Annotated in this window: 16 protein-coding genes and 1 riboswitch; of the genes, 10 read left to right on the top strand and 6 right to left on the bottom strand. The window is 47.0% G+C overall.

All coding sequences use genetic code 11. The annotated features are described in order from the left end of the window. Positions 1–11 precede the first annotated feature (11 nt). From ST37_RS11055 to sucD, 5 genes are all read left to right on the top strand, one after another. Positions 12–722, top strand: a complete 711-nt coding sequence (locus ST37_RS11055) for a succinate dehydrogenase iron-sulfur subunit (RefSeq protein WP_084886209.1) — start codon at positions 12–14, stop codon at positions 720–722. Positions 723–868: 146 nt separating this feature from the next. Further along, positions 869–3691: a 2-oxoglutarate dehydrogenase E1 component gene (gene sucA / locus ST37_RS11050; RefSeq protein WP_084886208.1), complete on the top strand. Its 2823-nt coding sequence runs from the start codon at positions 869–871 to the stop codon at positions 3689–3691. A 29-nt stretch (positions 3692–3720) separates the two neighbouring features. Beyond that, the gene (odhB, locus tag ST37_RS11045; RefSeq protein WP_084886206.1) at positions 3721–4929 is read left to right on the top strand and encodes a 2-oxoglutarate dehydrogenase complex dihydrolipoyllysine-residue succinyltransferase; all 1209 of its coding nucleotides are present in this window, start codon (positions 3721–3723) and stop codon (positions 4927–4929) included. Between the two features lie 200 nt (positions 4930–5129). Continuing rightward, positions 5130–6296, top strand: a complete 1167-nt coding sequence (sucC, locus tag ST37_RS11040; protein ID WP_084886204.1) for an ADP-forming succinate--CoA ligase subunit beta — start codon at positions 5130–5132, stop codon at positions 6294–6296. Beyond that, positions 6296–7168 (top strand): succinate--CoA ligase subunit alpha, encoded by an 873-nt coding sequence (gene sucD, locus ST37_RS11035; RefSeq protein ID WP_084886203.1) that lies wholly within the window; start codon positions 6296–6298, stop codon positions 7166–7168. Before sucC ends, sucD begins: the two co-directional genes overlap by 1 nt. Before the next feature lie 77 nt (positions 7169–7245). On the opposite strand, the gene ST37_RS11030 is transcribed toward sucD, so the two are convergent. The 3 genes from ST37_RS11030 to znuC form a co-directional block, all read right to left on the bottom strand. Continuing rightward, entirely contained in the window at positions 7246–9492 is a 2247-nt protein-coding gene (locus ST37_RS11030) for a glycoside hydrolase family 9 protein (protein WP_197687469.1), read from the bottom strand. Between the two features lie 319 nt (positions 9493–9811). After that, the gene (znuB, locus tag ST37_RS11025; RefSeq protein ID WP_084886201.1) at positions 9812–10600 is read right to left on the bottom strand and encodes a zinc ABC transporter permease subunit ZnuB; all 789 of its coding nucleotides are present in this window, start codon (positions 10598–10600) and stop codon (positions 9812–9814) included. After that, a complete protein-coding gene (gene znuC / locus ST37_RS11020) occupies positions 10593–11375 on the bottom strand; it encodes a zinc ABC transporter ATP-binding protein ZnuC (RefSeq protein ID WP_084886199.1) in 783 nt (260 codons plus the stop codon). The genes znuB and znuC overlap by 8 nt, the downstream gene beginning before the upstream one ends. A gap of 74 nt (positions 11376–11449) precedes the next feature. Between znuC and znuA the strand changes: the two genes are divergently transcribed. The 4 genes from znuA (at position 11450) to ST37_RS11000 (ending at position 15482) form a co-directional block, all read left to right on the top strand. Further along, positions 11450–12322 carry a zinc ABC transporter substrate-binding protein ZnuA gene (gene znuA, locus ST37_RS11015; RefSeq protein WP_084886198.1) on the top strand — a complete coding sequence of 291 codons (873 nt, stop codon included), beginning with the start codon at positions 11450–11452 and terminating at the stop codon, positions 12320–12322. 426 nt (positions 12323–12748) lie between these two features. Continuing rightward, complete coding sequence (locus ST37_RS11010; protein ID WP_084886196.1) at positions 12749–12976, top strand: ferrous iron transport protein A; 228 nt, start codon at positions 12749–12751, stop codon at positions 12974–12976. Then, positions 12976–15255, top strand: a complete 2280-nt coding sequence (gene feoB, locus ST37_RS11005) for a Fe(2+) transporter permease subunit FeoB (protein ID WP_084886195.1) — start codon at positions 12976–12978, stop codon at positions 15253–15255. Before ST37_RS11010 ends, feoB begins: the two co-directional genes overlap by 1 nt. Further along, the gene (locus tag ST37_RS11000) at positions 15252–15482 is read left to right on the top strand and encodes a FeoC-like transcriptional regulator (RefSeq protein WP_084886193.1); all 231 of its coding nucleotides are present in this window, start codon (positions 15252–15254) and stop codon (positions 15480–15482) included. Before feoB ends, ST37_RS11000 begins: the two co-directional genes overlap by 4 nt. A gap of 120 nt (positions 15483–15602) precedes the next feature. Here the strand turns inward: ST37_RS11000 and ST37_RS10995 are convergent, their stop codons facing one another. The 3 genes from ST37_RS10995 to argS form a co-directional block, all read right to left on the bottom strand. Continuing rightward, positions 15603–16031: an HIT family protein gene (locus tag ST37_RS10995; RefSeq protein WP_084886192.1), complete on the bottom strand. Its 429-nt coding sequence runs from the start codon at positions 16029–16031 to the stop codon at positions 15603–15605. Positions 16032–16127: 96 nt separating this feature from the next. After that, positions 16128–17060, bottom strand: a complete 933-nt coding sequence (locus ST37_RS10990; protein ID WP_084886190.1) for a DMT family transporter — start codon at positions 17058–17060, stop codon at positions 16128–16130. Between the two features lie 157 nt (positions 17061–17217). Then, a riboswitch (FMN riboswitch) is annotated at positions 17218–17378 on the bottom strand. A gap of 120 nt (positions 17379–17498) precedes the next feature. Then, complete coding sequence (gene argS, locus ST37_RS10985; protein ID WP_084886188.1) at positions 17499–19232, bottom strand: arginine--tRNA ligase; 1734 nt, start codon at positions 19230–19232, stop codon at positions 17499–17501. 225 nt (positions 19233–19457) lie between these two features. Between argS and ST37_RS10980 the strand changes: the two genes are divergently transcribed. Further along, positions 19458–20063 (top strand): VOC family protein, encoded by a 606-nt coding sequence (locus ST37_RS10980; RefSeq protein ID WP_084886186.1) that lies wholly within the window; start codon positions 19458–19460, stop codon positions 20061–20063. Positions 20064–20106 lie beyond the last annotated feature (43 nt).

Raw genomic sequence — 20106 nt, 5'->3', positions numbered from 1 at the left:
AGGACACTATTATGAAACTTAACTTCTCTTTGTATCGCTACAACCCTGACATCGATACCAAGCCATACATGAAAGATTATGTGCTTGAGGTCGAAGAAGGCTCGGACATGATGGTGCTCGATGCCTTGATCCTGCTGAAAGAGCAAGATCCAAGCATCTCATTTCGCCGTTCTTGCCGAGAAGGGGTATGTGGTTCGGACGGTCTAAACATGAACGGCAAAAATGGTTTGGCCTGTATTACACCCTTGTCGGCTTTAACTGGCGACAAACTGGTGATACGTCCACTGCCAGGTCTGCCTGTGGTGCGTGACTTAATTGTCGACATGACACAGTTCTACGATAACTACGCCAAAGTGAAACCATTCTTAATTGATGACGACAGCTTGCCACCATCGCGTGAAAATCTGCAGTCACCAGAAGAGCGTGCTCACTTGGACGGTTTGTATGAATGTATTATGTGCGCATGTTGTACGACATCGTGCCCATCGTTCTGGTGGAACCCGGACAAATTTGTGGGGCCAGCTGGTCTGTTGGCAGCGTACCGCTGGCTGATTGACAGTCGTGACACTGCTACCGATGAGCGCCTGGCCGATTTGGATGATGCATTTAGCGTTTTCCGTTGCCATGGCATCATGAATTGTGTAAGTGTATGTCCTAAAGGGTTGAATCCAACTAAGGCAATCGGTCATATTAAGACCATGCTAATTGAACGTTCAATTTAAAAAATAATAAAAATTGCCAGCCCTAGCGAATTTAGGGTTGGCTATAACAAGGAATCGAGCAATTAAAGCCCAACTTTAAATTTGACTCGAATTAGTGAAGTGAGCTCCTACAGAGCGACAGTAAAACCTACAGGTTAAGGGAAACTATGCACAATGGCGTGATGAAGGCATGGCTCGAGTCTTCTCACTTGGCTGGCGCCAATGCGACTTATGTAGAAGAACTCTACGAATTGTATCTAAGCGATCCCGATCTGGTTGGTGAGGAATGGAAACGTGTGTTTGACGATTTGCCTGTGCAAGCGTCAGTTGAGGCAGAACAGCCACACTCACGTGTCCGTGACTACTTCCGCAGACTCGCCCAAGAAACTAAGCAATACAACGCTCCAGTCAGTGATCCTGATGTCGATGCAAAGCAGGTAAGGGTTCTCCAACTTATTAATGCTTACCGCTTCCGTGGCCACCAAGCCGCGAATCTAGACCCACTCGGTCTATGGGAACGTCCAGTTCAGCCCGAACTCGATCCCGCTTTCCACAGTTTAACTCCAGAAGATTTTGAAGAGACCTTTAACGTAGGTTCTTTTGCTATTGGGCAAGAGACCATGAAGTTAAAAGATCTTTACAACGCCCTTCAAAAAACCTATTGCGGCTCTATTGGTGCAGAATATATGCACATGACCAATACAGAACAAAAACGTTGGGTTCAACAGCGTCTTGAGTCTGTGGTTGGGGCGGGCTCGTTTAGTCAAGAAGAGAAACACACCTTCCTAGATGAATTAACCGCAGCTGAAGGTTTAGAACGTTACTTGGGAGCAAAATTTCCGGGTGCGAAACGCTTCTCTCTTGAAGGGGGCGACGCCCTAATCCCGATGACTAAAGAGCTTATCCGCCACGCCGGTGGTAGTGGTATGCGAGAAGTCGTCATTGGCATGGCGCACCGTGGCCGTCTTAACATGTTGGTTAATGTGTTGGGTAAAAAGCCACAAGACTTGTTTGATGAGTTTGCGGGTAAACACGACGACACATGGGGTACAGGCGACGTTAAGTATCACCAAGGTTTTTCTGCCGACTTTGCCACTCCAGCCGGCGACGTTCACTTAGTGCTCGCGTTTAACCCTTCGCATCTCGAAATTGTAAACCCAGTGGTTATTGGGTCGGTTCGCGCCCGTCAAGATCGTTTAGACGACAAAGACGGCGACATTGTTCTACCTATTACTATTCACGGTGACTCTGCGATTGCTGGTCAAGGTGTTGTACAAGAGACGTTTAACATGTCTCAAACTCGCGGATTCCGAGTGGGTGGTACGGTTCGAATCGTTGTGAACAACCAAGTGGGCTTTACCACATCAAACCCGCGTGACACGCGCTCAACCATGTACTGTACCGATATTGCCAAAATGGTGCAGGCTCCGATTTTCCACGTTAATGCTGACGATCCAGAAGCGGTTGCTTTTGTAGCCCGCACTGCCCTTGACTATCGCAACACGTTTAAGCGTGATGTGGTGATTGAGTTGGTCTGTTATCGCCGACACGGTCACAACGAAGCGGACGAGCCGAATGCAACGCAGCCGCTGATGTACCAAAAGATCAAGAAGCACCCAACACCGCGTAAACTGTATGCCGATGTATTGATGGCGCGTGATGAAACGACCATCGAAACCGCGACGCAAATGGTCAATGAATACCGTGACGCGCTGGATAAAGGCGAGGTCGTGGTAAAAGAGTTCCGTCCGATGGCACTCCACTCTGTAGACTGGTCTCCGTATTTAGGACACGACTGGGATATGCAGTGGGATAATGAATTCCCATTGGAGCGTCTTAAAGAGCTTGGCGACAAACTGTGTACAGCGCCAGAAAGTCACACCCTGCAAAGTCGTGTTAAGAAGATTTACGGCGACCGTAAAATGATGATGTCTGGTGAGAAACAACTGGATTGGGGGATGGCAGAAACTTTAGCCTATGCCACTATCGTGGACGATGGTAAGCGAATCCGTATTTCTGGTCAGGACTCTGGCCGTGGTACGTTCTTCCACCGTCATTCGGTATTGCACAACCAAATCGATGCTAGCACTTACACACCACTTGCTAATGTGCACGATAAACAGGGTCCATTCCAAGTGTTCGACTCGGTATTGTCTGAAGAGGCAGTTCTGGCGTTTGAATATGGTTACGCAACCGCTGAACCTGGTGGCTTGACGATTTGGGAAGCGCAATTTGGTGATTTTGCTAATGGCGCCCAAGTGGTTATCGATCAATTCATTTCCTCTGGTGAGCAAAAGTGGGGCCGTCTATGCGGTATCACAATGTTGCTGCCGCACGGTTATGAAGGTCAAGGGCCAGAGCACTCGTCAGCTCGACTTGAACGTTACTTGCAGTTATGTGCTGAACAAAACATTCAGGTTGTCGTTCCGTCTACCCCTGCACAGGTGTATCACATGATACGTCGTCAGGTTGTACGACCAATGCGTCGCCCACTTATTGTAATGTCGCCGAAATCATTATTGCGTCATCCTCTGTGTACGTCTAGCTTGGAAGAGCTGGCAGAGGGTACTTTCCAAAGCGTTATCAATGAGATCGACGAGTTAGATAAGAGTGAAGTGAAGCGCATTGTATTTTGTTCGGGTAAAGTTTACTTTGATCTTCTCGAAGAACGACGTAAGCGTGACCTCAAAGATGTCGCAATCATTCGTATTGAGCAGTTGTATCCGTTCCCACTGGATGACTTGCGCCAAGTACTACGTAATGAATATCCCCAAGTGATGGACTTTATTTGGTGTCAGGAAGAGCCTCAGAACCAAGGTGCGTGGTATTCGAGCCAGCACAACTTCCGCGCCGCTACGCCAGAAGGCAGTTCGTTAGAGTATGCAGGTCGCCCAGCTTCTGCATCGCCAGCGGTGGGCTATATGTCCGTTCACATTAAACAACAGCAAGCGTTGATAGATGACGCGTTAACCATAAGCCCTACAGCTTAGAACTAGAAGATAGTAAGGAAACCCACATTATGACAATTGAAATTCTGGTTCCTGATTTACCTGAATCTGTTGCGGACGCCACCGTAGCGACCTGGCATAAGCAGCCAGGCGACGCTGTAGAGCGTGACGAAGTTATCGTCGATATCGAAACAGATAAAGTGGTACTTGAAGTACCAGCGCCAGAAGCTGGTGTGTTAGAAGCCATTATTGAAGAAGAAGGTGCAACGGTACTTTCTAAGCAACTCATCGCCAAGTTAAAAGCAGGCGCAGTCGCTGGAGAACCTACCAACGATTCGACTCAAGCAACCGAAGCATCGCCAGATAAGCGCCATAAAGCGTCTCTTACTGAAGAGTCGAACGATGCGCTTAGCCCAGCGGTTCGCCGTTTGCTTGCTGAAAACGACTTAAAGGCAGCAGATGTCAATGGCAGCGGCGTTGGTGGCCGTATTACTCGCGAAGATGTTGAGAAACATATTGCGGATGCCAAAGTGGCTCCAGTTGCACAAGCTGATGCAAAAGCCGAAGCGCTAGCCTCGGCTCGCAGTCAAAAACGCGTGCCGATGACTCGCCTTCGTAAAACCGTCGCTAACCGACTGCTTGAAGCAAAAAACAGCACCGCTATGTTGACGACGTTCAACGAAGTGAATATGAAGCCAATCATGGATTTGCGTAAGCAATACAAAGATCAATTTGAAGAGCGTCATGGTACTCGTCTTGGCTTTATGTCTTTCTACGTAAAAGCCGTAACAGAAGCATTGAAGCGCTATCCAGAAGTGAACGCTTCCATCGATGGCACCGATATCGTTTATCATAACTATTTTGACATCAGTATGGCGGTTTCTACGCCACGTGGTCTGGTTACCCCGGTCTTGAAAGACTGTGATACCTTAGGCTTTGCTGACATCGAAAAAGGCATCAAGGAGCTTGCGATTAAAGGTCGTGATGGCAAATTGACGGTAGACGAATTGATGGGGGGTAACTTTACCATCACCAATGGTGGTGTCTTTGGCTCATTGATGTCGACGCCGATCATCAACCCACCGCAAGCGGCTATTTTGGGTATGCACAAGATCCAAGATCGCCCAATGGCAGTGGATGGAAAAGTTGAGATTCTACCAATGATGTACCTAGCTCTGTCTTATGACCACCGATTGATCGATGGTCGAGAGTCTGTGGGCTTCTTGGTCACCATTAAAGAACTTCTAGAAGATCCTGCTCGTCTGCTTCTCGATGTTTAGAGTCTCAAACTAAAGGTCTAAATTTAAGTTGGGTAGGGGTGCTCACTCTCACTCAACTTAATTCTTAAGGTTACAGGCAACGGAAATGGGTTGCCTTTTGGCCTGCGGAATAAGCGGTACCGCTTAGCTCAAGAGTACTCCTACGTAAGGGCCCACAATGCAACGGTGCCCATGGACAATAATAACTACGGAATAAACACATGAATTTGCATGAATACCAAGCCAAACAGCTGTTTGCAGAATTCGGATTGCCAGTACCAGAAGGCTACGCATGTGAAACAGCGCAAGAAGCGTTTGAAGCAGCGGGTCGTATTAGTACGGCTAAGAAAGTCGTGAAATGTCAGGTTCACGCTGGTGGCCGCGGTAAAGCGGGCGGTGTGGAGCTACACGACACTAGAGAAGGTGCAAAAGAGTTTGCGCAAAAGTGGCTAGGCAAAAACCTAGTGACTTATCAAACAGATGCGGCAGGTCAACCGGTCACTAAAATCTTGGTTGAAGAAGCATCGAACATCGCCAATGAGCTGTACCTAGGTGCAGTGGTTGACCGTGCAACGCGCAAAGTCGTGTTCATGGCATCAACAGAAGGTGGCGTTGAAATTGAAAAAGTTGCTGAGGAAACTCCTGAGCTTATCCACAAAGCTGCGATTGATCCATTGGTTGGCCCTCAGGCTTACCAGGGCCGTGAGCTCGCGTTCAAACTTGGCCTTACAGGCGACCAGATAAAACAGTTTGTTAAAATCTTTATGGGTCTGGCGAACATGTTTGAGCAATACGACCTCGCATTGCTAGAAATTAACCCATTGGTGGTTACTGCTGAAGGCGATCTACTTTGTCTTGATGGCAAGATCAACATTGATTCAAACGCCATGTACCGTCAGCCTAAACTGCGCGAAATGCACGATCCATCACAAGAAGATGAACGTGAAGCACATGCCGCACAATGGGAACTTAACTACGTTGCTCTTGATGGCACTGTAGGGTGTATGGTGAACGGTGCGGGCCTAGCAATGGGTACCATGGACATCGTTAACTTGCACGGTGGCAAGCCAGCTAACTTCTTAGACGTTGGTGGCGGCGCAACCAAAGAACGTGTAGCAGAAGCGTTTAAGATCATCTTGTCCGACGACAATGTGAAAGCCGTTTTGGTGAACATTTTTGGCGGTATCGTACGTTGTGACATGATTGCCGAAGGCATCATTGGCGCAGTAAAAGAAGTCGGTGTGAACGTGCCCGTTGTGGTACGTCTAGAAGGCACCAACGCAGATCTTGGTCGCCAAGTTCTTGCTAATTCTGACGTTGATATCATTGCTGCAGAGTCTTTGACTGATGCGGCTCAAAAAGTAGTTGCTGCTGCGGAGGCCAAATAATGTCTGTACTCATTAATAAAGACACCAAAGTAATTTGTCAGGGCTTTACCGGTGGCCAAGGTACGTTCCACTCGGAGCAAGCTATCGCATACGGTACGCAAATGGTCGGCGGTGTTTCTCCAGGTAAAGGCGGTCAAACACACCTAGGTCTACCAGTATTCAATACAGTGCGTGAAGCGGTTGAGACGACGGGCGCGACAGCAACGGTTATCTATGTGCCAGCCGCATTTTGTAAAGACGCCATTCTTGAAGCGATTGATGCGGGCATTAAACTCATCGTGACCATTACGGAAGGCATCCCAACCATCGATATGATCGATGTGAAAGTGAAGCTTGAAGAGACAGGCGTTGTGATGATTGGTCCTAACTGTCCGGGTGTGATCACGCCAGACGAGTGTAAGATCGGTATCATGCCAGGCCACATTCACAAGAAAGGTCGCGTAGGCATTGTATCTCGTTCAGGTACATTGACCTACGAAGCGGTTAAGCAAACCACAGACGAAGGCTTTGGTCAGTCGTCGTGTGTGGGTATTGGTGGTGACCCAATTCCTGGTTCTAACTTCATTGACATTCTTAAGTTGTTCCAAGAAGACCCTGAAACTGAAGCGATTGTCATGATCGGTGAAATCGGTGGTACCGCTGAAGAAGAAGCTGCAGCGTTTATTAAAGACAATGTCACTAAACCAGTGGTTTCCTACATTGCCGGCGTCACTGCCCCTCCAGGCAAGCGTATGGGTCACGCAGGTGCGATCATCTCTGGTGGTAAAGGTACTGCGGAAGATAAATTCCAAGCGCTAGAAGCCGCGGGTGTGAAGACGGTGAAAAGTCTTGCAGACATCGGCAGTGCGCTTCGTGAAGTAACTGGTTGGTAATACCCTAACAGTGAAAATAGAAACGGGGCTGAGAAATCAGCCCCGTTTTTTTGTTTCCAGTGAAACGTTAATAACGTTTAGTTGAGTTTTCCTTCATCCAACGCCGCACTTAGCCACACCAAAGGTGCATTCCAATTAATGGTGATCTCGTTGAGCGTCCAAGCATTGATTTTGTCTTTATAACAGGTCTGCCCTATACAGTGCCCTTTCATTGGTGCAGCAACAGGGTCACTAAAACTGACTGAGTTAGGCCCACCTATAAGCGCACCTGGTGCGGGTGCAGGTGAGTTCTCATCGACTGCGTTTGCCCAAAATCGGTGGTGAGGTTCACTGGCGGCGCGCGTTCCGTACCCGGTTACATAAGAAATATTCATGGGGTTACTGCCAAGCAAATAGTCCATGGCATTGGCTGCAGTTTTCAAGAACTCGATGTTGTTGGTAAAGTCGTGTGCATAGACCAAAAAGATCCCTCGGTTGGCAAGGTTAGAATTCGACCCCCATGGGTACTCTGCTACTGAATAAGGGATGTTGTAGCCTTCATTCATTTGCTGAGCAAGATATTGGCTCGAGGTTTTTACAATAGCCTCACGAGCTTGCTGTTTAGCAGAGAAATTACTGTCGACAACCGCCAAGCTGATCGTGCCTAGCGGCGCCGTGTATTGCCAAAAGATGTCGCCATCAGCCTCTTCATTGCCTATGGGTGACGCTAAATACTCAGGAGATTGTGTAATGAAGGCTAAATAGCCATCATCTGCGGTAGTAAGATAAAGTTCGGCCGCCGCCCAATAGAACTCGTCTTCTAAGGCACTGTCATTGTATGGGCCAGAGCCAGTAAAATTGTCATAAGCGAATATGTTAGAATGCCTATTGGCCGCCTCCCAAGCACTCTGGGCTGCATTTAAACAGCGTGACGAGAACTCGGGGTCAATGTTTCGCCAAATTCGCGCACACTGAGCGGCAACAGCAGATAAGTTTAATGTTGCTGCGGTGCTAGGTTGTCCTACGTAGCGCTTTTCTGTATCGAGATGAGGAGGCAAGGGCATGCCTGTCCAAGTTTCATCCGCTATTTTATGAAACGCGAGATACGAAGCATCAATTTGGGTCAGTTGTAGAGGCTCGCCCTCCTGCTGTATTCCAAGAGGCACTGAGACTTTAACCCCCTCTGGGATTTGCATCGCTAGCATAAACTCAATGTTCCATTTTGCTTCTGCCAATAATGCGTTGCCGCCTTGCTGCGCTTCAGGGTTTAGGTCTTTTGCAGTATCGAAATGAGATTGCGCTCCTTCTATATACAGCCCACGCTCGTATAGGTTAAGCAATGTCCACGTTGATATGCCGCTATTGACGGTGTATTTGCCGTGATCCCCAGCATCGTACCATCCTCCTGTCGCATCAACGGTGTAATCACACCCAGGCCACTTCGTTCCCCAAGTGTCAATCTTGTCAAAGCAGGTTGCGGTATCTTGCGGGTGGCCAGCAGGTCTTGCGAGATCGCTGCGCTGTACAAAGGGAGCCTCGATCGCAATTCCGCTGCGATTTTGATAAAAGTAGGAAAGAGCGTCTTTTTTTAACGAGGCGTATAGGTTAGAAGAAATTGAGAACGGAAAGCTTGTCTCGTCGTTTACTTTAATGACTAGTTTATCGAGCTCTGCTTGGTATCGTGTTAAGTCGATGCGATGAAGGTTTTCACCAGAAGATTTATTGAGCCCTGTAGGAAGCGTCCTTCCCATATCAATATTGATGCCTTGTGCATTTTCCAAGGTCCAACGCAGTGGTTCGGTTGACTCAGATTGCACAAAGACATACTTGTCAGCCTTAGGTAAAAAGCCAAGCTGATTGGTGCGAATGGACGACGTTTTCGATACTTCAAAATAGGGTTTCCCATCAATAGAGACGTTGGTAAAGCAGATGTTGCCCGACTGCTGTGCCCCCATTTGAAATTGAAACTCGCCACCTGCATCACTATCGAGTTGGTGAGTAAATGTGTACTGATATGACTGCTTCTGTGCGCCGATAGGCGTATCTTCAATGAGGTAATGGGTGTAGGGTGGGCCTTCATGTTGAATGAGTGTCTTCACTTGGGTTTCGACATCGGCGTAGGCGTCAAATGAAACGACGTACGATTGACCTTGTTCTAATCCTATACCGCCGTGACCAAGTATCACACTCCATGGGTTTGGACCGGGGTTCAGGATTTCCATACAGGCCCATTGGTCGGCAACGGTGACTGTACCTCCTGCACTCCACCAGCCGTCTAGCTGCTGGTCGAAATTGCCGTTGCGAACCATTTCATCCGCTGAGACGAAGTGGGTGAAAAAAAGCATTGGAGACAACAATGCCAGCCGAGCGAAACAAGAAACGCGCATGTAAACCATCCATAAGTCATTGAAATAATAAACTCAAGTTAGACGAAGCACTGGGTTTAGGATAAAAGGCCGATGTAACAATGTGATTTGGCAGAGTACCAATGTGTATAAGCGTGAATAGAGTCGAGCGAATTAGGTTGAAAATGAAACAGTTTCATCGCGATTAATGATGCTCAAGAACGCGAGCTAATAGGATTAATCGCAAGCAGGGAGTAGCACTAGTGCAAACGCCACAAGTAAAGACGGTTGTTACCTGTAGCGCATGGATTATTGCGTGTTAAGCTCGTTGTCTCGCAAACAGTTGCGCCATAATAAACAGCACCAACGCGCTACACACGACCGATGGCCCTGCTGGAGTATCGTAGCTCCAAGACATTGCCAACCCTCCTAAAACGCTCAGCATACCGGTAAGCGTGGCGATGGTGGCCATTTGCTCGGGTGAGCGAGAGAACTTATGCGCTGTGGCTGCAGGTATGATCAACAATGAAGAGATAATTAACGCACCCACAAACTTCATCCCAACGGCAATAACCACACCGGTAAGCACCATTATTAGTAAGCGCATTGCCTTAATGTTTACCCCTTCAATGGCGGCAAGTTCTTCATTGACTGTACTCGACAACAGTGGATGCCAATATCGATATAGAGTAAGTAACACCACTATGACACCGACATAGATGAAGGCGACATCAGTGAAGTTAACAGCCAACAAGTCACCAAATAAGTAAGACATTAAATCAACGCGCACGTGGTCCAAAAAACTGATGGCGATTAAGCCAAGTGATAGGGCGCTGTGAGCCAATATTCCTAGTAAGGTATCGGTGGAGACGCGGCTTTTTTCTTGCAATGTAACCAAAAACAGTGCAATTGCGATGCAGGTGACAATAAGCGCCAAATATAGGTTTATGTGCAGTAGAAACCCAAGTGCGATGCCAAGTAAAGACGCGTGGGCGAGCGTATCACCAAAGTAAGCCATTTTTCGCCACACCACGAAAGAGCCTAATGGACCTGCGATAATCGCAATGCCTAATCCGGCAAGCAAAGAGGGCAGTAAAAATTCAATCATGACTGTGTCCGTGATGGTGGTGATCGCATTGCTGCCCGTCGCCTTCTACGGCGTTACCAGACAGGTCGTGATGGTGGTGATGGTTATGCTCGTAAAAGGCCAGCGCATTGTGGTGACCGTGGCCAAACATTTCGATGTAGGATGGGTGTGACGTCACAGCCTCAGGGGTACCAGAGCAACAGACATGGCGTTGCAAGCAAACCACGTGATCGGTTTTGGCCATTACCAAGTGTAAATCGTGCGATACCATCAAAATCGCGCAATCAAAGCGATGGCGGATTTGATCAATTAAGTTGTACAAGTCAATTTGTCCTTGCACATCAACACCTTGTGCAGGCTCGTCGAGCACCAACAATTGTGGGCGACGTAACAGGGCGCGAGCTAACAGTACGCGCTGAGTTTCTCCGCCGGATAGGCTGTGAAGGTTAGCCTTAGACAAATGTTCCGCGCCCACTAACCGCAATGCTTCCAATCGTTCTTGCTCGCTGTATTTACCGGCCAACTTTAGAAACTTGTTTACGTTTAGAGGCAAACTTTCATTTAGTCTCAGTTTTTGCGGAACGTACCCAACCCGTAATTTCTCAGTCTTAATGACACGTCCAGAGTTAGGTTTAAGTAACCCTAATATGACTTTCACTAGGGTCGACTTGCCCGCACCATTTGGGCCAACCAGAGTTGTAATCTGGCCTTGGGTAATGGTTAGAGAGATTGAGTCGAGTACAGTTAGAGAGTCAAACTGTACCGAAATGTCCTGTAACTCTATCAATGGGGGCATGAATAAGTCTCATTTGCGAACTTAGGCCAACATGGAGTACCATCACCGCAATCTAATTAAGGGCGACCAGCAAAATGTTGAAAAAAATAGTCTTTGTCGTAGCCGCACTATTGTCCATGAATGTGGCGGCTGTGCAAGTGGTATCCAGTATAAAACCGATTCAGTTGATTGTGGCTGAAATTACTCATGGCGTTGCAGACAGTCAAACCTTGTTAGGCGCGAATGCGTCACCACACGATTACGCACTTAAACCGTCCGATGTGCGAACATTAGACTCTGCAGATTTGGTGGTGTGGTTTGGTCATGATCTCGAACCTTACATTGCGTCGATCATGAAAGGCAAAAGTAACAGTTTTGAAATCAGTAAAGTAGACGGGATTGAATTTCGTGAATACGAAGATGCGCAAGCCCACGATGGCCATGATCATGGTTCGACCGACGCTCACTTTTGGTTGGGCATCAATCCTACGCGCCAATTTGCACAAGCTCTAACGCAGCGTTTGTCCGACATTGATGAAGATAATGCAGCTCTGTATGCTCAAAATCTACAAGCGTTTGAAATACAACTTACAAAGACTGAGCAAGCTATTGCGGAAGAACTCATGTCGGTTAAAGGCGAAGGCTATTACGTTTTTCATGATGCGTATGGCTATTTTGAATCCCACTTTGGGCTCAATCAACTGGGGCACTTTACCGTCTCTCCAGAGAGAAAGCCTGGAGCGCGCACTCTAATTACAATACGAACGGCTCTAAAAGAGCAGCCTGTTGCCTGTGTATTTCAAGAGCCACAATTCACTCCAGCGGTGATAGAGAGTGTCACCAGAGGCAGTGACGTAGAAATAGGCACCCTTGATCCATTGGCAACAACCGTAGAAACCGGACCTGGCGCCTACTTTGTATTTCTGGAGCAAATCAGCGCCAGTTTTACCGAGTGTTTGTCAAAGTAATCTCATGAGTTAAGACGGCGTTCCGTGCATATCAATCAACGCTGCGCAGTAAAAAACGCTTAACTCATTATAAGTTAAGCGTTTTTTTTGATCTCTTATTTGAGTGAAGCTTCAACATGAGCTTCTCTATTGTGACTAAAATTGACTCCCCCGCAATTAATACCAACCAAAGCAATTACCTGAGCATTCTTGCTCGTTATCAGCGATTTTTCCGGGGCAATTTTCTGAGCAGTTAATGACTTCGACTGGTATTACACATCGTCAAACGGCAAAACGCTTTGGCCTAAACATTGATACACCATGAGCTTTGGGAAAATTAATAATCAATTTTGTGGTTAGGATTTATCCAGATTGATCTAAGTCAATATGCCTTTTTTACATTTGGTTACTATAAATGCAAATTGTTTTCATTTACAAAGGCATGTTATGAAATTGGCGGATCTTAAGGTAGGACAGCAAGCTACCATCGTCTCTCTAGATAATATCGACTCAGTGGATCGAAAGAAATTGCTGGTGCTTGGTGTACTCCCTAATTCAAAGGTAACGCTACAACGTGTCGCACCATTTGGTGACCCTCTTCAAATTCAAGCAAGCACCGTTTCCCTCGCGATCCGTAAAAAAACTGCGCAAAAAATCTCAGTCGAGGTTGCATAATGGCTTACTCAATCTTATCTGTTGGTAACCCAAACAGCGGCAAAACAACACTTTTTAATGCCTTAACGGGTTCTAAGCAGCGCGTTGGTAACTGGGCTGGTGTTACTGTTGAAAAAAAGACAGGACACTTTTCGACGTCGGACACTCAGTTTGATGTTACAGACTTACCCGGTATTTACTCGTTAGATAGCGGTAATGATGTAAACAGCCTCGACGAAGCCATTGCAGCAAAAGCCGTAATAACCCTAGAGACCGACTTAATCATCAATATCGTTGATGCGACAAGCTTAGAGCGCAGCCTATATATGACACTGCAACTGCGTGAGCTAGGTCGACCAATGGTAGTAGTGCTCAATAAAATCGATGTTCTGCAAGCACAAGGTCATGTATTAGACATTAAAAATTTGTCCGAGCAATTAGGCGTCCCAGTGTTCGCGCTGTCTGCGCACAAGTCGGATCAGGTAAACGAATTTAAGCAGCAGCTTGCACAACATTTTGCTAGTGCCAAACATACCGAAGTTAAGCCACTACATTTAGAGTATCCAGTAGCGTTTGAAAATGCGATCACTCGCTTGTCGCGGCTATTTGAAGGGCGCAAAGCCACGTCAAGAGCGTTAGCGATTCGTGCATTGGAAGCTGACCAAATGGTGCTATCTGGTGTTGATGACTCAGTGAAGGCAGTGGTAGAAAAAGAACAAATTGAGCTTAATCTTGATATCGACTTGTTGGTGGCTAATGTTAAGTTCACCCATATTAATCAGGTATGCAAGAAGGTCGCTCGCGAGCAAGGCCACTTATCTCGCTCGATGAGCGAGCGCATAGATTCAGTGATCCTGAACAAGTACGTGGGTGTCCCGTTCTTTTTTGCAGTGATGTATCTGATGTTTATGTTCTCGATTAACATCGGTAGTGCATTTATCGACTTCTTTGACATCGGTGTTGGCGCGATATTGGTTGATGGTACGCACCATATGTTGGACGGTGTGTTGCCACAGTGGTTGGTCTCTTTGCTGGCCGACGGTGTGGGCGCAGGTGTGCAAACGGTGGCGACCTTTATTCCAGTGATTGCAGCGCTATACCTCTTTTTGTCGATGCTCGAAAGCAGTGGTTATATGTCTCGTGCAGCGTTTGTACTTGACAAAGTCATGCAAAAAATCGGACTACCAGGTAAAGCGTTTGTACCTTTAGTACTTGGCTTTGGCTGTAATGTTCCCTCTATCATGGCAACCCGTACGCTGGATCAGGAGCGAGAGCGTAAGCTCGCTGCGTCAATGGCGCCGTTTATGTCATGTGGTGCACGTCTTCCGGTATACGCTCTGTTTGCGGCTGCATTCTTTCCTGAAAGTGGTCAAAACCTTGTATTTGCCCTGTATTTACTTGGCATAGTCGCGGCTGTGTTCACCGGGCTTGTGCTTAAACACACCGTTTATCCTGGCAGCAGCGATAGCTTGATCATGGAAATGCCTGATTACGAACTTCCGACCGCTAAAAACGTGGTGATTAAGACGTGGCAAAAGTTGAAGCGATTTGTGCTTGGCGCAGGTAAAACCATTGTTGTAGTAGTGACCATTCTAAGTTTCCTAAACTCCATTGGTACTGATGGCAGCTTTGGCAACCAAGACAGCGAACACTCAGTACTGTCGAAAGTGGCGCAAACTGTGACTCCAGTGTTTCAGCCTATGGGGATCCAACAAGAGAACTGGGCAGCAACCGTCGGTATTATCACCGGTATTTTTGCCAAAGAAGCGGTTGTGGGCACATTAAACAGCTTGTACTCACCAGAAACAGGTGAAGATGAAGCGGAGTTTGATCTTGGTGCGAGCCTTCAAGAAGCGGTAATGAGTATTCCTGAAAATTTGATTGGAATCAGCTTCAGTGACCCTCTTGGTGTGAGTGTTGGTGAGGTCGGTGATTTCGATACCGCAGCTGAAGAGCAGGGTGTTGATGCGTCAACCTTTGGTAATCTTAAGGCACTATTTGCCACCAATGCTGCGGCAATGTCATATCTAATATTCATATTATTGTATACGCCTTGTGTCGCGGCTATGGGGGCTTACACTCGCGAGTTTGGCCCTGCGTATGCTCGATTCATTGCGGTGTGGACCTTTGCCTTGGCCTATTTTGGCGCAGTACTGTACAACCAAGTCGCGCTGCTTCCACAGCAGCCAATGGTAAGCATGGCATGGATTGGAGCCATCGGTATCATTTGCGCAGTTGTCTATGGACTTCTTAAGCGTCAAGCCGGTAAGCAGAAAGTATTGGAGGTACAAGTAGGATGATCCTAGATCAGCTCAAAGCCTGTATCGAAGAGTCGGGTTGTGTAGAGCAAAAAACCTTAGCCAAGCGATATTCGTTGAGTGAGGACGGCGTTGAAGTGATGCTAACTCCATGGATTAAGCGCGGTAAGGTTGTGCGAAAGCTCACTACAAATAAATTGGGCAATACCGTTAAGGTCGAGTACTGCAAAGTGGACGACCAGCAGATCCCAATGCAGACAATTGTTTAATTAAGCGATGCAGTATCAAAAAGGCAGACTCTATTGAGTCTGCCTTTTTATTCGCTGTCGTTCTAGCAAAGTTAAACCAATCGAAGTCATTAACTGAGTAGGAAATTGCTTTGGTTGGTATTAAATGGCTCGAAACTGATTAGAGCGACTCAGTGCATGTGTCAGTTTGTCCACCATCTCACTTTGACTATCCTCGTCTCTTTGACGTCCTTGGGTGTTTCCCCAAATAGGCCCAGGCCATGCTATGTCGTTATTAAAGCGAGCAACCACATGAAAGTGAAATTGAGGAACAAGGTTACCCAGTGCGCCAATATTGAGTTTATCGGGTTGAAAAATAGCTTCCAGAGTTTGCGATACAGTCTGCACTTCTGATAGTAACTGCTGCTGTTGGCGAACCGTGAGGTGATGCAGCTCTTTAATATTATCGAGCTTAGGGACCAGGACGACCCATGGGGCAGCATCATCTTTTATGAGCAAAGCCAAGCTGAGTGGAAACTCACCTAAGAGCGTGGTGTCTTGGTGTAATTTTGGGTGGAGTGCGAAACTCATCGTTCATCCTCGTGCATCAAATAAGGAAAAGGGTACCTTGTTGCGAATGAAAGCGCACCTACTGTATGCGCTTCCCACCTAACGAGCCATCGTTAACTAGGCAGTTGCTAATACTGGTTGCTTGGTTTGCTGTACCGGATCACGAGACAATAGCAATGTACCACCAATCAATAACCCAGCGCCAGATAACTGGTATCCGGTTAGGGATATGTCGAGCAACCACCAGTTTAATCCCACCGCAGCGACAGGAAAAAACAACTCAGCAAGCGTACCGAATCGCGCAGGGATACGCTCTAATCCTTTGTAATATAAAAACATACCAATCAACCCTGACAGCAAGACCATATACACAAGATTGAGCTCATCACCGGCGTGTAATTGGAAGGATTCCCCATTAATTAGCATCAAAAAGGTGAGGGCGATAAACGCAAGTCCAAATCGACCTGTCATGATCTGCACACTGTTGTAACCAGATAACGTCAGTTTTCGTCCATACACCGTTGACGCTCCCCAAGCGCACACTGCTAACAGAGCACAACCATAGCCGAGTAAAATTGCGGTTATGGCAGGGTTGTAGTACCACATACTGTCACTATGGGAGAGTGCGACGATGTCCGGTGCAATCATTAACACACTGCCACTTAAACTGAGTACAGCACAGGCAATAAAATGCTTACTGATTGTCTCTTTAAGTAATATCACTGACAACGAAATGGCGATAATGGGTTGGAGCTTTTGAAGCAAAATGACAATGGTTGGATTCATTAAGCTAAAGGCTTTGATGAAGGCTAAAGTACCAATTACTGAGCCAAAAAGACCAATTAATAAAAACGCAAACGCCGTGCCTTTAATGTATCGAAAGCGCCAGTTGGGTTTAGACATGGCTAATACAACGATAAAAGCAACTAGCACAAGGTGCTCAAAAAACACGATCTGAAGGGTCGAGTTGTTCTCTAACAGAGGGTAACGAAAAAGGGTGTCAGCCGCCCAAAGCGCTGCTGCAAACATGACTAATAATATTCCTGCCACGAAGATCTCCAAAAACAAAAGTAAGATAACGTAAACAGAGCATAAGAATGACAAACACCAACACTCATTTTTACCGAAGCAAAAATGAGAAATCACACCATGTGACAAGCACCAACGCACCTTTAGCAAGCTAAAGGTGCAGTGCGCCAATTGGCATTTGTTACTTCTTTCATCCGGACTGTAACCGTCGGCTTTGGAATTTAACCAAATCTGCTAGACCTTTTTGGCTCAAGGAGTGAAGGACCAAAAAGCGCTCGTGGGCTTAAGCGAAACGCTATCACCACCGGTGGGGAATTTCGCCCCGCCCTGAAGTAGATTTCATCTTAACAAATTTTACACTTTTCTGGTAGGTCTGCTGCTCTTAACGGTAAGAAAACATTAGTTTTAGAGATCAAAAAAGGAGCCCATATGAGCTCCTTTGTGTACTAAGTTTGCGTGTTACATACGCTCTAGAGTGTTGATGCCAAGCAGAGATAAACCTTGCTTAATGGTTTTCGCTGTTAGAGCTGCAAGTTTAAGGCGGCTCTGTTTGATCACTTCATCTTCACACTTCAAGATTGGACATGCTTCGTAGAAGCTTGAGAACTGTCCTGCTAGCTCAAATAAGTAACTACACATTAGGTGCGGTTGGCCTTCACGGGCTACGGCTTGTACTGCTTCTTCAAACTGAAGCAGTTTGGCGATAAGTGCCTTCTCTTTGTCATCGCTAACCGTAATATTGCCCTCAAGCGAGTCCATGCTTACGCCGGCTTTTGCAAAGATAGACGCGACACGAGTGTAAGCGTACTGCATGTAAGGCGCAGTGTTACCTTCAAAGGCCAACATGTTGTCCCAGTCGAACACATAATCGGTGGTGCGGTGTTTAGACAAGTCAGCGTATTTCACCGCGGCCATTGCAACTGTATTGGCGATGGTAGTCTTTTCGGAGGCGTCTAGACCAGGGTTCTTTGACTCGATCAGTTTTGCTGCACGCTCTTCTGCTTCATCAAGAAGATCCGCGAGACGCACTGTACCACCAGCACGGGTCTTAAATGGACGGCCATCTTTGCCTAGCATCATGCCGAACGCATGGTGCTCAAGGCTCACTTCTTCTGGAATATAACCCGCTTTACGCACAATGCTCCAAGCTTGCATAAGGTGCTGATGCTGACGCGAATCAATGAAGTACAACACACGATCTGCGCCAAGGGTTTCGTAACGATATTTGGCACATGCGATATCGGTTGTGGTGTATAGGTAGCCGCCATCACGCTTCTGGATGATCACGCCCATGGCTTCGCCATCTTTATTTTTATATTCGTCTAGGAATACAACTTGAGCGCCATCGTCTTCTTTTGCAAGACCTTGAGCTTTAAGGTCTGCGACTACGCCGGGAAGCATATCGTTATACATACTCTCACCCATTACATCTTCGCGGGTAAGCGATACGTTTAAACGATCGTAGTTGTGTTGGTTGGTTTCCATCGTCACATCAACCAATTTTTTCCACATTTCGTTGCAGTAAGCGTCACCACCTTGCAACTTAACTACATAGCCGCGAGCTTTTTCAGCAAAAGCGGCGTCTTCGTCATAAAGCTTCTTAGACTCACGGTAAAAGCCTTCGAGATCCGACAGCTTCATTGATACTTCACCGGTCTCCTGCTGAACACGCTCAAGGTTGGCAATCAGCATACCAAATTGCGTGCCCCAGTCACCGATGTGGTTAGCGCGAACGACCTTGTGCCCTAGAAACTCTAATGTGCGAACAACCGCGTCACCAATAATGGTTGAGCGCAGATGGCCAACGTGCATTTCTTTCGCTACGTTTGGTGCTGAATAATCGGCAACAATGGTTTTTGGGGCTTCTGCGGCAACACCTAAACGGCTGTCGGCAAGAGCAAGGTCAGCTTGATGCGCTAAAAACTCTGGGCTTAGGAAAATATTAATAAATCCAGGACCTGCGATTTCGAGTTTGCTCGCTATACCGTCTAAATCAAGGTTATCCAATACTTTTTGTGCAAATTCTCGTGGGTTAGTGCCTAGCTTTTTGGCCACGCCCATGACGCCATTTGCTTGGTAATCACCAAACTGTGGCTTTGCAGATTGTCGCACAGCAGCAGGACTGCCCGCTGGGGCGCCAGCGGCTTCTAGTGCTTGAGAGACTTTGTCGTTAATCAGTGCTTGGATATTCACTCGCGTTTCCTTCAATCTAAGGATCACAGCAACCTCTTGGGATATGCTGTTTAAGTTCACAAAAATGGCGGTAATGATACCAATTTTCTTGCATGGCTTATAGAGAGGATTTAAGGAAATTACGGTCTAATTTGTGATTAAAAAGCCGTGACGTGAAAAAATGGGAAAAGCAGGCTTAAATTGTTAGCATGGCGACGATCGCACACGTAAGGAAGGGTAACGCACATGGTGTCACAGTCGCTTTTACAGCAGCAACAATTATTGCCTCCACAAATGATGGAGCAGCTACCCACATTTTGGCGCAACATCGAGGCGTTGGCCTCTAATCTGAAACTGGATTTAAAGGGTTTGCAAGCCGACCACATTGCGATGCGCATTAATAGTAAAGACGTTGCCGAGCACGCTCACAAATTGTGGCTAGGCAAGGGCCGTCAGATTTCCAATGCACACATTAATGGCCGACCGATCATCGTGATCGAATTTGACCAGCCACTGTCAACGCCGTATGGCTCGATAGAGTGTTTAGAGCTGCCATACCCTGCCAGAGATAAGTTCTATTCGAGCCAAGGTTGGGAACATGTTGAATTTGTCGTACCCAGTGAGGCCGAAAGCGCTGAAGCGTTTTTTGATGAGTTATTGCATCGTTACCCTGACTTTGCGCAGCAATGCGACCGTTTAGACGCGTTAGGCATCGCGGTGAAGTTATCCAGTCCAAAAGGAGAAGGCGAGCGTCTAGCAAACCCGACGGTGGCGTTTAAGCATAACGGTGTGTGCATTAAACTGCATCCACATTCGCTTAAGTCTATTGTCCATTCGGAGCAAAACCAGTAACTCGCCATAAAACAAAGCCCGCCAAACCTTAATGGGCTCGACG

This window comes from Vibrio sp. qd031, from assembly GCF_002100145.1.
Taxonomy (GTDB): domain Bacteria; phylum Pseudomonadota; class Gammaproteobacteria; order Enterobacterales; family Vibrionaceae; genus Vibrio.
The sequence above is the reverse complement of the archived record's forward strand: the minus strand, read 5'-3'. Positions and strand labels throughout refer to the sequence as shown.

What these genes read in the sequence shown, in the direction of transcription:
- feoB (WP_084886195.1), top strand. Translation starts at nt 12,976, where the DNA reads ATGGCTTACTCAATCTTATCTGTTGGTAACCCAAACAGCGGCAAAACA.
- znuC (WP_084886199.1), bottom strand. Translation starts at nt 11,375, where the DNA reads ATGCCCCCATTGATAGAGTTACAGGACATTTCGGTACAGTTTGACTCT.
- znuA (WP_084886198.1), top strand. Translation starts at nt 11,450, where the DNA reads ATGTTGAAAAAAATAGTCTTTGTCGTAGCCGCACTATTGTCCATGAAT.
- odhB (WP_084886206.1), top strand. Translation starts at nt 3,721, where the DNA reads ATGACAATTGAAATTCTGGTTCCTGATTTACCTGAATCTGTTGCGGAC.
- sucD (WP_084886203.1), top strand. Translation starts at nt 6,296, where the DNA reads ATGTCTGTACTCATTAATAAAGACACCAAAGTAATTTGTCAGGGCTTT.
- ST37_RS10980 (WP_084886186.1), top strand. Translation starts at nt 19,458, where the DNA reads ATGGTGTCACAGTCGCTTTTACAGCAGCAACAATTATTGCCTCCACAA.
- ST37_RS11010 (WP_084886196.1), top strand. Translation starts at nt 12,749, where the DNA reads ATGAAATTGGCGGATCTTAAGGTAGGACAGCAAGCTACCATCGTCTCT.
- ST37_RS11055 (WP_084886209.1), top strand. Translation starts at nt 12, where the DNA reads ATGAAACTTAACTTCTCTTTGTATCGCTACAACCCTGACATCGATACC.
- znuB (WP_084886201.1), bottom strand. Translation starts at nt 10,600, where the DNA reads ATGATTGAATTTTTACTGCCCTCTTTGCTTGCCGGATTAGGCATTGCG.
- sucA (WP_084886208.1), top strand. Translation starts at nt 869, where the DNA reads ATGCACAATGGCGTGATGAAGGCATGGCTCGAGTCTTCTCACTTGGCT.
- ST37_RS11030 (WP_197687469.1), bottom strand. Translation starts at nt 9,492, where the DNA reads ATGCTTTTTTTCACCCACTTCGTCTCAGCGGATGAAATGGTTCGCAAC.
- ST37_RS10995 (WP_084886192.1), bottom strand. Translation starts at nt 16,031, where the DNA reads ATGAGTTTCGCACTCCACCCAAAATTACACCAAGACACCACGCTCTTA.
- ST37_RS11000 (WP_084886193.1), top strand. Translation starts at nt 15,252, where the DNA reads ATGATCCTAGATCAGCTCAAAGCCTGTATCGAAGAGTCGGGTTGTGTA.
- sucC (WP_084886204.1), top strand. Translation starts at nt 5,130, where the DNA reads ATGAATTTGCATGAATACCAAGCCAAACAGCTGTTTGCAGAATTCGGA.